13 protein-coding genes are annotated in these 13,484 nt (G+C 46.3%); 4 read left to right on the top strand and 9 right to left on the bottom strand.

Annotated elements, in window-relative coordinates; all coding sequences use genetic code 11:
• Positions 1–68 precede the first annotated feature (68 nt).
• The 9 genes from mioC to B9J84_RS09970 all read right to left on the bottom strand — a co-directional run bounded on the left by mioC (position 69) and on the right by B9J84_RS09970 (position 6,818).
• The gene (gene mioC / locus B9J84_RS10010) at positions 69–503 is read right to left on the bottom strand and encodes an FMN-binding protein MioC (RefSeq protein WP_013855584.1); all 435 of its coding nucleotides are present in this window, start codon (positions 501–503) and stop codon (positions 69–71) included.
• 43 nt (positions 504–546) lie between these two features.
• Complete coding sequence (gene mnmE / locus B9J84_RS10005; protein WP_029189865.1) at positions 547–1,908, bottom strand: tRNA uridine-5-carboxymethylaminomethyl(34) synthesis GTPase MnmE; 1,362 nt, start codon at positions 1,906–1,908, stop codon at positions 547–549.
• Positions 1,909–2,020: 112 nt separating this feature from the next.
• Entirely contained in the window at positions 2,021–3,643 is a 1,623-nt protein-coding gene (gene yidC, locus B9J84_RS10000) for a membrane protein insertase YidC (protein ID WP_094124053.1), read from the bottom strand.
• Positions 3,644–3,645: 2 nt separating this feature from the next.
• Positions 3,646–3,906 carry a membrane protein insertion efficiency factor YidD gene (yidD, locus tag B9J84_RS09995; protein ID WP_017047818.1) on the bottom strand — a complete coding sequence of 87 codons (261 nt, stop codon included), beginning with the start codon at positions 3,904–3,906 and terminating at the stop codon, positions 3,646–3,648.
• Positions 3,873–4,229 (bottom strand): ribonuclease P protein component, encoded by a 357-nt coding sequence (gene rnpA / locus B9J84_RS09990; RefSeq protein WP_026027667.1) that lies wholly within the window; start codon positions 4,227–4,229, stop codon positions 3,873–3,875. Before rnpA ends, yidD begins: the two co-directional genes overlap by 34 nt.
• A gap of 12 nt (positions 4,230–4,241) precedes the next feature.
• Positions 4,242–4,379: a 50S ribosomal protein L34 gene (gene rpmH, locus B9J84_RS09985; RefSeq protein WP_010319951.1), complete on the bottom strand. Its 138-nt coding sequence runs from the start codon at positions 4,377–4,379 to the stop codon at positions 4,242–4,244.
• Between the two features lie 196 nt (positions 4,380–4,575).
• Positions 4,576–5,325: an amino acid ABC transporter ATP-binding protein gene (locus tag B9J84_RS09980; protein ID WP_013855580.1), complete on the bottom strand. Its 750-nt coding sequence runs from the start codon at positions 5,323–5,325 to the stop codon at positions 4,576–4,578.
• Positions 5,322–5,993: an amino acid ABC transporter permease gene (locus tag B9J84_RS09975; protein WP_010319949.1), complete on the bottom strand. Its 672-nt coding sequence runs from the start codon at positions 5,991–5,993 to the stop codon at positions 5,322–5,324. Before B9J84_RS09975 ends, B9J84_RS09980 begins: the two co-directional genes overlap by 4 nt.
• Positions 5,994–6,068: 75 nt before the next feature.
• Positions 6,069–6,818, bottom strand: coding sequence for an amino acid ABC transporter substrate-binding protein (locus tag B9J84_RS09970; RefSeq protein ID WP_026027668.1), 750 nt, complete (start codon positions 6,816–6,818; stop codon positions 6,069–6,071).
• A gap of 309 nt (positions 6,819–7,127) precedes the next feature.
• Here B9J84_RS09970 and dnaA point away from each other — a divergent pair, with 309 nt between their 5' ends.
• From dnaA to gyrB, 4 genes are all read left to right on the top strand, one after another.
• Positions 7,128–8,531 (top strand): chromosomal replication initiator protein DnaA, encoded by a 1,404-nt coding sequence (gene dnaA / locus B9J84_RS09965; protein WP_010319947.1) that lies wholly within the window; start codon positions 7,128–7,130, stop codon positions 8,529–8,531.
• 73 nt (positions 8,532–8,604) lie between these two features.
• Positions 8,605–9,705 (top strand): DNA polymerase III subunit beta, encoded by a 1,101-nt coding sequence (gene dnaN, locus B9J84_RS09960; protein ID WP_088720678.1) that lies wholly within the window; start codon positions 8,605–8,607, stop codon positions 9,703–9,705.
• 9 nt (positions 9,706–9,714) lie between these two features.
• Positions 9,715–10,794: a DNA replication/repair protein RecF gene (recF, locus tag B9J84_RS09955; protein WP_094124052.1), complete on the top strand. Its 1,080-nt coding sequence runs from the start codon at positions 9,715–9,717 to the stop codon at positions 10,792–10,794.
• 19 nt (positions 10,795–10,813) lie between these two features.
• Complete coding sequence (gyrB, locus tag B9J84_RS09950) at positions 10,814–13,231, top strand: DNA topoisomerase (ATP-hydrolyzing) subunit B (protein ID WP_013855574.1); 2,418 nt, start codon at positions 10,814–10,816, stop codon at positions 13,229–13,231.
• Positions 13,232–13,484 lie beyond the last annotated feature (253 nt).

Raw genomic sequence — 13,484 nt, 5'->3', positions numbered from 1 at the left:
GTTATACACAGAGCTTAAGAGTACAAAAAAAGCGGCTCACAGGCCGCTTGGTGACTTTATGCTATTCGCTAGAACTGTTCGATGTGCTGTTTGAGCCATACTTCAGCGGCATCTTCAGGAACGGAATATTCTAATATATCTATGGTGAAACAGTCGCTAATTGGCGTTGCACCTATATCCTCAAGCAGTTGATATGCATGCTTACCTGCTGCGCAAAACGTGTCATAGCTTGAATCGCCAAGTGCTACCACGGCATATTTTAACTCGCTCGTATTCGGTGGTGTTGATTGCAAAGAAGCGATAAAAGGTTGGATATTGTCTGGGTAGTCACCCGCTCCATGCGTGGAGGTGACAATGAGCCAAGTCCCTTGTGCGGGGAGTTCACTTAAGTTGGGTTGGTTGTGGATAGTCGTAGTATAACCTTGCTCTTGCAGTAGATCGTTGAGATGATCGGCGACATATTCAGCGCCTCCTAAGGTGCTGCCAGTGATGATATGGATCATGAGATATTCCTATAATTAAGAGTGATCAAGCTTCTCACTGCGATCATTTGCCGATACAGAACGACGAAAAGATGCGCCCTAACAAGTCATCGGAGCTAAATTCGCCCGTTATCTCGTTTAGATGTTGCTGCGATAAACGCAGTTCTTCCGCTAAGATTTCACCAGCCATGTAGCCTTCGAGCTGCTGCTGACCAATCATGAGGTGCTGTGCGGCGCGCTCTAGCGCGTCCAAATGGCGTCGTCTGGCCATAAAGCCGCCTTCATTGCCCCCAGCAAAGCCCATGCACTCTTTGAGATGAGTACGCAGAGCATCAACGCCCTCTCCAGTTTTTGCCGACAGGCGGATTAAGGTTGGAGAATTAACATGACAGATACCGAGTGATTCTTTGGTTTGATCGACTTTGTTGCGTATCACCGTCATGCCGATGTTTTCAGGCAATCGATCGACAAAATCTGGCCAGATTTCTTTCGGATCGGTGGCATCGGTGGTGGTGCCATCAACCATAAAGAGCACACGATCTGCTTTTGCTATTTCATCCCAAGCACGCTCAATGCCTATTCTTTCGACTTCGTCATTGGCATCACGTAGGCCAGCGGTATCGATGATATGCAGTGGCATGCCATCGATGTGGATGTGCTCTCTCAGTACGTCACGCGTGGTTCCTGCTATGTCTGTAACGATGGCGGAATCTTTGCCTGAAAGCGCATTCAATAGACTCGATTTACCCGCGTTAGGACGCCCTGCTATCACCACTTTCATCCCTTCGCGTAAAATGGCCCCTTGATTGGCCTCTTTGCGCACGGCGTCTAAGTTGTCGATGATATTTTGCAGATCTGCGGCAACTTTACCATCGGCAAGAAAATCGATCTCCTCTTCAGGAAAATCAATCGCTGCTTCAACGTAAATTCGCAGGTGGATTAGGGAATCGACCAAGGTGTGAATGCGTTTGGAAAATTGACCTTGCAATGAATGCAGGGCGGATTTGGCCGCTTCTTCAGAGCTGGCGTCAATCAAATCGGCAATCGCTTCCGCTTGGGTTAAATCCATTTTGTCGTTTAAAAACGCACGCTCAGAAAATTCACCCGGGCGCGCTGCGCGCAAGCCACTGATAGCCAAAATGCGTTTGATCAGCATATCCATGACGACCGGACCGCCGTGTCCTTGTAGTTCGAGCACATCTTCGCCGGTAAAGGAGTGAGGGTTAGGAAAATAGATCGCGATGCCTTGGTCAAGTTCGGTGCCATCTTGATGCTTAAAAGGCAAGTATTCCGCATAACGAGGTTTTAGCGTTTTCCCGGTTACTTCAAGCGCGACTTGAGCTGCTTTCGGGCCTGAGACGCGAATAATCCCCACGCCACCTCGGCCTGGAGCGGTTGCTTGAGCAACAATGGTGTCTGTAGACATAAGGGTACCTAACATAGGGGTGTATGAGCGCAATTGTAATCAGCCAAAAACAAAAAGGCGACCTTTTGGTCGCCTTTGTTTCACTTGTCAGTGTGACTTCTTGCTGAAGTGGCTACTTAGAGTGTAAGCCTTTTTTCTCCAGCGCTTTGTAAATCAAGGTTTGCTGGATCAAGGTAACGATGTTCGATACCAACCAGTAAATCACTAAACCTGATGGGAAGAACAAGAAGAAGAACGTAAACATAACCGGCATAAAGGTCATGATCTTCTGTTGCATCGGGTCAGTGACTGTCGTCGGGCTCATTTTCTGGATCATAAACATACTCACACCCATCAGCAGTGGCAAGATGTAGTATGGGTCTTGTGCTGAAAGGTCATGAATCCAACCAAAGAAAGGTGAATGACGCAGTTCAACCGATTCCATTAATGACCAGTAAAGCGCAATGAAGATAGGCATTTGCAGGAAGATAGGTAAACAACCACCGAGTGGGTTTACTTTCTCTTTCTTATACAGCTCCATCATTTCTTGGCTCATGCGTTGGCGGTCATCGCCGATGCGCTCACGCATTGCTTGCAGCTTTGGTTGCAGCATGCGCATTTTTGCCATAGAGGTGTATTGTGCTTTGGTCAGTGGGTACATAGCACCACGAACAATGAAGGTTAAGCAGATGATTGCTACACCCCAGTTGCTAACGAAGCTTTGAATGAATGAAAGCAACATGTGTAGTGGTTTTGCAATAAACCATAACCAGCCGTAGTCGACAACTAGATCAAGATTTGGCGCAACTGCAGCCATCTCATCTTGTAGTTTTGGACCGACCCAAAGTGTGGCTAAGAATGTCGCTTTTTCACCGTTGGCGATGGTTTTATTTGGCATGCGAACACCAATATCACCTAAGTTGCCAATCACGCGAGTGTATAAGTTTGACCCTGCTGCATCACGTGGGATCCACGCGCTGGCAAAGTAGTGTTGGATCATCGCCGCCCAACCTTCACCGTTAACTAAAGGCAGTGACAAGTTACGATCTTGCATATCATCGAAACTGTATTTCTTATAACGTGTATCTTGTGTTGAGTAAGCACCGCCACGGTAAGTTGGCATAGCCAAGCTGCCACCAGCGTCCAATAAATTTTGGCGTAGGTGTGCATACATACCCAGTGTCGCGTTATTACCAGATTGGTTGACTACATTAAATTCAACATCCAAGGCGTAGCTGCCACGTTTAAGGATGAAGGTTTTGGTGTATTCAAGGCCATTGGCTTGATAAGTCATGGGAATGCGCAGTTCGTCTTGACCATCCGCTAGAGCAAAGGTGTCGGCGCTAACAGTATAGTTTGGACGATTGTTGCTGCTTAAATCGATCCCTTGCGGTCCCACTAAACCACTTTGCGCGATAAACTGGTGACCAGGAATGTCTTTAAGTAGCACAAATGGGTCTTCTGAATTGAGTTCAGCATCGTACTTATTCAGCTCGGCCTTCACTACATCACCACCTACCGTGTCAATTGACAGAGTCAGTACATCAGTCTTGACGGTGATGGTTTTTGCAGACGCATTGGTTGCTGCTGGTGCTGGGTCTAACTCATCAGCCATAGATGGTGCAGTTAGAGTGCTGCTATTTTGTGCCTGCTCAACCGCTTGAGGTGCTGGGTTCTTTGCTACTTGCCATTGCTGGAAAAGTAAAAAAGAAACGAGTGCCAAGGCGATTAACAGGATATTACGTTGAGAATCCATCGTTAATTATCTCTGTCTTGTTTTTGGACTGGTGGCGGAACGGGGTCAAAACCCCCTTCGTTCAAAGGGTGGCATTTTAATAGACGTTTGCCTGATAACCAACACCCTTTTACAAAACCGTGAGCTTTCAACGCTTCTATCGCATAGTTTGAACAGGTTGGAGTAAAACGACAGCGTGGTCCAAGCAGAGGACTGATGATTCCTTGGTAAAGACGGACTAATCCGATTGCTAACCACGCGAAGGGCGAGACAGGCGATGCCATAATTTTTCAAATAGTTTGAACATTTCTTCATTGCTTAAATCTTGCGCGCTCTTTTTCGCAATCACAACAAAATCTTTGTTAGGAAGTTGATGCTGTTTATTACGGAAGCTTTCGCGAGCGAGGCGTTTGAAGCGATTACGGCCAACAGCAGTTTTGATCTGTTTTTTGGGGACGGCCAACCCTAACCTTGGGTGGGTAAGAGCGTTTTCGCGAGCAATGATAGTGAAATGGGGGGAGCCTGCGCTGTGCGCTTGCTGGAAGACTTTTTTATAATGTTCGGGAGTTAACAAACGTAACTCCCGATTGAACGCGTACGTATTCAAAATAATCGCGAATTATTTTGACAGGCGCGCGCGGCCTTTAGCACGACGTGCATTAATAACCTTACGGCCATTCTTAGTTGCCATGCGTGCACGGAAACCGTGAGTACGCTTGCGCTTTAGAACGGTAGGTTGAAAAGTGCGTTTAGACATGTGTAATTACCTTACTGATCAGTAGTTTTTAGGTTCAAATAAACCCGGCGTGGGTATATTTTCGCTTCTTTAATAGAAAGAAAGGAATCCGACGCCTCTCAACAAAGAGGCGGAATTGTAATCACTGTCACAATAAGTGTCAACGATTGGGTTCACTAAAATTCCGGTCGGGGGATTATACGCAGTCTCCTTTAAATCACAAGGATCCTTCGTCGATCCCCACCTGATTTAAAAATTTCTTGAGCTTAGGATCCTGTGGATTACCAAAGATATCCTGTGGAGAGCCTTGCTCTACAATTTGCCCATCGGCCATGAAGATCACGCGATCGGCTACCTCCTTTGCAAACTGCATCTCATGGGTAACCACCAGCATTGTTTGGTGATGAGTGGCTAATTTCTTCATTAAAGCAAGCACTTCGCCAACCCATTCAGGATCGAGTGCTGATGTAGGTTCATCAAATAGCAGCAATTCTGGTTGTAGCGCCATCGCACGACCGATCCCAACGCGCTGCTGCTGGCCACCAGAAAGCGCTGCGGGATAACTCTCTCCTTTATCCCCAAGACCGATGTCATCCAAAATCTGCTGTGCGCGGGTCAGGGCGAGATCTTTTTTCCAACCGTGCACCGTAATGAGCCCTTCGGCGACATTTTGCCTCGCCGTCATATGAGCAAACAGCGCGTAGTTTTGGAAAACAAAGCCTGTTTTTCTGCGCAGTGCTAATACATCTGCTTTGGTCTGTTGCTGGGTGTCGACGGTGACATCATCAATAGTAATGGAGCCTTGGTCTGCGCGTTCTAGGAAGTTGACGCAGCGCAGTAAGGTCGATTTACCTGTACCGCTTGAGCCAATAATGACGATGATTTCACCTTTTTCTATTGCTAAGCTGATTCCTTTGAGCACTTCAGTATCGCCAAAGCGCTTATGAATATTATCGAGTTTAATCATCGTACATACGCCTTATTGAGTCTCTCTTCAGCCCAAATTTGTACCCGAGTCAGTACCACCACTACGGCCCAGTAAATTAATGCAACGGCGAGGAAAGCTTCAAAGAAGCGAAAGCTTGACGAAGCTTCCATCTGCGCTCTGGCCATGATCTCAGCGACTCCTAATGTAAAAGCTAATGAGGTCGATTTGATCATATCAATGAAGTAATTCATTAATGATGGCAACGCGATACGAGTAGCTTGCGGCAAAATAATGCGGCGCATTGCTTGGCTTGTGGTCATACCCACAGACAAACTCGCTTCCATTTGGCTGCGATCAATACCCAAAATGGCGGCGCGAATACTTTCTGCCATATAAGCGGCGAAGTGAAGAGTTAGCCCGATCACCGCGGCGCTAAATGCATTTAAACCGACCATCCACGGTAACACTTGCGGCAGACCATAGTAGAGTAGAAATAGTTGTACCAGCAGGGGAGTACCGCGGAAAAAGCTGATGTACAGCTGGCTTAGCGGATCCAAAATGGGCACTTTGAACACACGAATATTGGCTAAAATGACCGACAGGATCAAAGCAAACACTAAGCCCCAAGTCGCCATCTCCATGGTGGTGCCTAAATACCTGAGCAGTATTGGCATCAGCTCAAGCATATAGTGAAAATCAAATCCCATCGGCTTACCTTTTTAAAACAAAAAAGGTGGAATGTGTGGTTCCACCTCAATCCTATCTTTTGATAATAGGGGAATTTACTTATTGGTGATATCGGCAGCAAACCATTTTTCAGAAATCGCACTCAGTGTGCCATCAGCGCGCATCGAGGCTAACGCTTGATTCACTTCAGCTTGCAGTTTTTGGCCTTGCTCGTTGTTAACAAACGGCCAAGCGTTTTCAATGGTTTCAAAAGGGTGACCAGCCAATTGCAACGGTAAGCCCGTTGTTTTAATCAATTCCAGAGCCGAAAGGCGATCCATCACAAACGCATCGGCACGGCCAAGAGCAACGTCATGTTCAATGCCAGTATCGTAAGTTTTGATGATGATTTTATTGTCTTTGTCAAAGCTGCGCAGTAGCTGCTCGAAGTTTGAGCCTAAATTGACCGCGACCGTTTTGCCAGCAAGATCGTCAATCCCTTTAATGCTGTCATTACCTTTGCGAACGGTAATTTGTGCACCGTCGATGACATACGGGTCAGCAAATAAGTATTTCGCTTTACGTGCTTCTGTGACGGTGATTTGGTTTGAAATGGTATCAATTCGGCCAGTTTCAAGCAGGCCAAAGAGACCGGAGAAATTAGCAGTAACATATTTTACATCGTAATCATTGCGTTTACCTATCTCATCCCAAACATCCACTTCAAAGCCTTGCAGCTTGTCTTGTTTGACAAAAGTGAATGGAAAATAGCGCCCTGACATGCCGACTTTTATTTCCGTTGCCGCGTGTACGCTTGCAGCGGATAGTGCAATTGCAGTAATGGCGACTTTAACCCAGTTTTTCATCTTGAAACTCCTTATATTTATAGAGAGGGATGTTACTGGTAAAGCACTCAATAGAATAAATAACCAGTAGTTATTAACCATAACCGAACATAGTGACACAATTGGGGATAAGTATAGAGGATCCTTGTATATGTGGATCATCGTGTGGGTAAAGTGGTGCTAATTGTGAAGATCGACAAAAATCAAGCGCAAATTGTGTGAATAACTTCGATCTTATTCACTGGATCACGGATCAATCGCTGGCGATCTTGGTTATCAACAGGTAAAATCGCCAGTCTTTTCGATCATTTACTTAGGGTGAGGGCAACCGTGTCATCTTCGCTTTGGTTGCAATGTTTGCAACAGCTTCAAGAAGAGTTACCAGCAGCGGAATTCAGCATGTGGGTACGTCCGTTACAAGCGGAGCTCAATGACAATACTCTCACTTTATTCGCCCCAAACCGCTTTGTGCTTGATTGGGTGCGCGATAAATACATCAACAGCATCAACCGACTACTGCAAGAGCATTGTGGCCACGATACCCCGAACCTGCGTTTTGAAGTGGGTAGTCGCCGGGTCAGCGCGCCTAAAGCTGCTCCCGTTCGTACTCAAGCGGATGTCGCGGCTGAATCTTCAGCTCCTGCACAGTTACAAGCGCGTAAACCAGTACATCGTACGTGGGAAAACGACACGGTTGTGGCAGACATTAATCACAGATCAAACGTTAACCCTAAACATAAGTTCAATAACTTCGTTGAAGGTAAATCGAACCAACTTGGTTTGGCTGCAGCGCGTCAAGTTTCCGATAACCCCGGCGCGGCCTATAACCCACTCTTCTTATACGGTGGTACCGGGCTAGGTAAAACACACTTATTGCACGCCGTTGGTAATGCGATTGTTGATAACAACCCAAATGCGAAAGTGATTTACATGCATTCAGAGCGTTTCGTGCAAGATATGGTGAAAGCGCTGCAAAATAATGCGATTGAAGAGTTCAAACGCTATTACCGCAGTGTTGATGCACTCTTGATCGATGATATTCAATTCTTTGCTAATAAAGAGCGTTCGCAAGAAGAGTTCTTTCATACCTTTAACGCATTGCTTGAAGGTAACCAACAAATCATTTTGACTTCCGACCGCTATCCGAAAGAGATCAATGGGGTGGAAGATCGCCTGAAATCTCGTTTTGGTTGGGGTTTGACGGTTGCGATTGAGCCACCAGAGCTTGAAACGCGTGTCGCGATTTTAATGAAGAAGGCAGAAGATCACCAAATTCATCTTGCCGATGAAGTTGCCTTTTTTATTGCCAAACGCTTACGTTCCAACGTGCGTGAATTGGAAGGTGCACTAAACCGTGTTATCGCCAACGCTAACTTTACCGGCCGTCCGATCACCATCGATTTTGTGCGTGAAGCGCTACGTGACTTATTAGCTTTGCAAGAAAAATTGGTCACCATTGATAACATTCAAAAGACCGTGGCGGAATACTACAAAATTAAAGTGGCGGATTTGCTTTCTAAACGTCGCTCTCGCTCGGTTGCTCGTCCACGCCAGTTGGCGATGGCACTAGCTAAAGAGCTGACTAACCACAGCTTGCCTGAAATTGGTGATGCGTTTGGTGGCCGAGATCATACGACAGTGCTGCACGCTTGCCGTAAAATCCAGCAGCTACGTGAAGAGAGCCACGACATCAAAGAAGACTATTCGAATTTAATTCGTACCCTGTCTTCTTGATGCACAACCTTCTTATATCAGCTATTTTAACCCTCACATTTGGGGTTGCCCGATAACATCGTAAGAGCTAACTATGAAATTTACTATTGAACGTAGCCACTTCATTAAGCCACTTCAGCAAGTATCTGGAACATTAGGCGGACGTGCGACTTTGCCAATTCTTGGTAATTTGTTGCTCAAAGTGGAAGAGAACGTGCTGTCGATGACGGCGACCGATCTCGAAGTCGAACTGATTAGCCGCGTGACTCTTGAAGGTGAGTGCGAAGCAGGAAGCATCACTGTCCCTGCGCGTAAATTTTTAGATATTTGTCGCGGCTTGCCCGATAGCGCCGTGATCACTGTGGTATTGGAAGGCGATCGCATTCAGATGCGTTCTGGCCGTAGCCGTTTCTCTCTGGCAACCTTACCTGCCAGTGACTTTCCTAATATTGAAGATTGGCAAAGTGAAGTGGAAGTGTCGCTCACTCAGGCAGAACTGCGCAGTTTAATTGAGAAAACCCAGTTTTCGATGGCTAACCAAGATGTGCGTTATTACCTGAACGGTATGCTATTTGAAATCGACGGTTCAACCTTGCGCTCTGTGGCAACCGATGGACACCGTATGGCGGTTTCGCAAACGGCACTCAGCGCGGATTTTGCCAATAAACAGATCATCGTGCCGCGTAAAGGGGTACAGGAACTGGTCAAGTTACTTGATGCGCCAGAACAGCCGGTTGTGCTGCAAATTGGTAGCTCAAATTTGCGCGCCCAAGTGAATAATTTCATCTTCACTTCTAAGCTGGTTGATGGCCGCTTCCCTGATTATCGCCGCGTTATGCCGCAGCAAACGACCAAAACCTTAGAAACGGGCTGTGATGAGTTACGTCAGGCATTTTCTCGTGCCGCGATTCTCTCAAATGAAAAGTTTCGCGGGGTACGGGTTAATCTTGCGGATAATGAAATGCGCATTACCGCCAACAACCCAGAGCAAGAAGAAGCGGAAGAGTTGTTGGATGTCACCTTTGAAGGCGACGCCATCGAAATCGGTTTTAACGTCAGCTATGTACTCGATGTACTGAATACATTACGTTGTGAACAGGTTCGTGTATCGATGTCTGACGCCAACGCCAGCGCGCTGATTGAAAATCGCGATGACGACAGCGCGATGTATGTCGTCATGCCGATCCGACTTTAAGTTTGCGCAATGCCGCTGACTCGTTTAATCGTCCAACAATTTCGCAATATTAAAGCCTGTGATATCCCATTATCATCAGGCTTTAACTTTCTTATTGGCCCTAATGGCAGCGGCAAAACCAGTGTACTGGAAGCGATTTACCTGCTGGGTCATGGTCGCTCGTTCAAAAGCGCCTTAACCGGACGCGTCATACAAAATGAGTGTCAGGAGCTGTTTGTGCATGGTCGTTTTTTGACCTCGGATCAATTTGAGCTACCGATTGGCATTAATAAGCAGCGTGACGGTTCAACAGAGGTTAAAATAGGCGGTCAATCTGGACAAAAACTGGCGCAACTGGCACAAGTTTTACCTTTGCAATTGATTCATCCGGAAGGGTTTGATCTGCTCACCGATGGACCAAAACAACGACGTGCATTTATTGATTGGGGGGTATTTCATAGTGAACCTGCCTTTTATGATGCGTGGGGGCGTTTTAAGCGCCTCAATAAGCAGCGCAATGCGTTGTTAAAAACGGCAACCCATTATCGTGAACTCAGTTATTGGGATCAGGAGATGGCGCGCTTGGCTGAACAAATCGATGCATGGCGCACACATTATGTGACGCAAATGAAGTGTGTTGCCGAGGTGTTGTGTCGCAGTTTTTTGCCAGAATTTGATGTGCAAATGAAGTATTATCGTGGTTGGGAAAAAGAGACGCCCTATCAACAAATCCTCGAGAAAAACTTCGAACGCGATCAATCGCTAGGCTACACATTCAGTGGCCCGAATAAAGCGGATTTAAAAATAAAGGTCAATGGAACACCGGTTGAAGATGTTCTATCACGCGGTCAGCTTAAATTAATGGTGTGTGCACTGCGCGTCGCACAAGGACAACACTTAACCGAGCTGACAGGTAAGCAATGCATCTATTTAATTGATGACTTTGCTTCCGAATTAGATAGCCATCGTCGTAAGCGTTTAGCGGATTGCTTAAAATCGACGGGGGCACAAGTTTTTGTAAGTTCTATTACGCAAGGCCAAGTTGCAGACATGATTGAGTCAAACAGCAAGATGTTTCATGTGGAACATGGCACAATAGAGCACGGATAAAATAGTGAGAGAGTAACTCATGTCGAATAATTACGATTCATCGAGTATTAAGGTACTGAAGGGTCTGGACGCGGTTCGTAAACGTCCAGGAATGTACATCGGCGACACGGATGATGGCACCGGTCTGCACCACATGGTTTTTGAGGTGGTGGATAACTCAATTGATGAAGCGTTGGCAGGTCACTGTAAAGACATCGTAGTGACTATTCACGAAGACAATTCAGTTTCAGTTAGCGATGATGGCCGTGGTATTCCTACCGACCTTCACGAAGAAGAACAAGTTTCTGCCGCGGAAGTTATTATGACGGTTCTGCATGCGGGCGGTAAATTTGATGACAACTCATACAAGGTTTCGGGTGGTCTGCACGGCGTCGGTGTGTCCGTTGTCAACGCGCTGTCTGAAAAAGTGCTACTGACTATCTACCGTAACGGCGCTATTCACACACAAACTTATTGTCACGGTGTGCCACAAGCGCCGTTGGCTGTGGTGGGTGAAACCGATAAAACCGGGACAACCCTGCGTTTTTGGCCAAGTGCTGAAACCTTTACCAACATTGAATTCCATTACGATATTTTAGCTAAGCGTCTGCGTGAGCTCTCTTTCCTAAACTCTGGTGTATCCATCAAACTGTTTGATGAACGCGAAGAAGACAAAAAAGACCATTTCAGATATGAAGGTGGTATTAAAGCGTTCGTTGGCCATTTAAACCGCAATAAAACGCCGATCCATGAAAAAGTATTCCATTTCAGCTCTGAGCGTGACGATGGGATTACCGTGGAAGTGGCGATGCAGTGGAACGATGGTTTCCAAGAAAACATTTACTGCTTTACCAACAACATTCCTCAACGTGATGGTGGTGCCCACTTAGCGGGTTTCCGTGGGGCGTTAACTCGTACCCTAAACACCTTCATGGATAAAGAAGGCTTCTCGAAAAAAGCGCAAGCGGCGACCTCGGGTGATGATGCTCGTGAAGGCTTAACCGCGGTGGTTTCAGTGAAAGTGCCGGATCCTAAGTTCTCTAGCCAAACTAAAGATAAATTGGTTTCATCCGAGGTGAAATCTGCGGTTGAGTCGGCAATGGGTGAGAAATTGGCGGAGTTTTTGGCTGAAAACCCAAGTGAAGCCAAAATGGTATGTTCAAAAATCATTGATGCGGCTCGTGCTCGTGAAGCGGCGCGTAAAGCGCGTGAAATGACACGTCGTAAAGGTGCGTTAGATCTTGCCGGTTTGCCGGGTAAACTCGCCGATTGCCAAGAAAAAGATCCTGCACTATCTGAACTGTACATAGTGGAAGGGGACTCTGCTGGCGGTTCTGCCAAGCAGGGACGTAACCGTAAAAACCAAGCGATTTTGCCACTGAAAGGTAAAATTCTTAACGTTGAAAAAGCACGTTTCGACAAAATGCTTTCTTCGCAAGAAGTCGCAACGCTTATCACCGCATTAGGCTGTGGCATTGGCCGTGATGAATATAACCCAGACAAACTGCGTTATCACAACATCATCATCATGACCGATGCGGACGTCGATGGTTCGCACATCCGTACGCTACTGTTGACCTTCTTCTATCGTCAAATGCCTGAGCTGATTGAGCGTGGCTACATCTACATTGCTCAACCGCCTTTGTATAAAGTGAAAAAAGGCAAGCAAGAGCAGTACATCAAAGATGAAGATGCGATGAACCAATACCAAGTTGCTTTGGCATTGGATGGTGCCTCACTGCATGTTAACCCTCAAGCGCCAGCATTAGCAGGCGAAGCGTTAGAAACCTTGGTTAAGCAATACAATGTCGCCATTAAGCTGGTGGAGCGCATGAGCCGCCGCTACCCTTACGCCTTGATCCATGAATTCATCTATATGCCGCGTATCATTGTTGATCAATGCGCTGATTCTGCAGTAGTAGAAGCGTGGGGCAAACAGCTGGTGGAGCAGTTAAATGCGAAAGAAGTTGGCGCAAGCCAATACAGCATTGAAACTGAGCACAATGCAGAGCTTGGTATTTATCAGCCTAAGATTGTAGTGCGCACTCATGGTGTAACGCACCAACATCTATTAAGTGCTGATTTGCTCAATTCGAAAGAGTACAGCAAGCTGGCTGACCTTTCTGAAGCACTTTATGGCTTAGTTGAAGAAGGGGCTTACATTCAACGTGGCGAGCGTATTCAACCTGTCGATAACTTTGTTGATGCGTTGAACTGGTTAATTAAAGAGTCTCGTCGTGGCCTAAGCCTACAACGCTACAAAGGTCTAGGTGAAATGAACCCAGATCAGTTGTGGGAAACGACGATGGATCCTGAATCTCGCCGTATGCTGCAAGTCACGATTGAAGATGCTGTTGGTGCTGATGAACTGTTTACCACCTTGATGGGTGATCAAGTTGAGCCGCGTCGCGCATTCATCGAAGAGAACGCCTTAAAAGTTGCCAACCTCGATGTCTAAGTCGTTGCTATAAAGCAAATCCCAAAAACACCGTTTCGCAAGAGCGGTGTTTTTTTATGGTCAACACAAAGTCACCCAACGTGGGAGCAACCATTTTTAGCATCAACACTTTCTACTTATCTTAGGTTGTCTTCAAGGATAAAAGGTCATAAACGTTTTTTTATTGGGATTTTCTCTCAATAAAAAAAAGTATCTACTATTTTATTTTATTCCATGTTTTTAGAGGTTTTTATGAGCTTGAATTATATTTTTT

This window comes from Vibrio sp. V03_P4A6T147, from assembly GCF_002241085.1.
GTDB lineage: Bacteria > Pseudomonadota > Gammaproteobacteria > Enterobacterales > Vibrionaceae > Vibrio > Vibrio anguillarum.
Note: the sequence above shows the minus strand (reverse complement) of the source record. Positions and strands in the feature narration are given on the sequence as shown.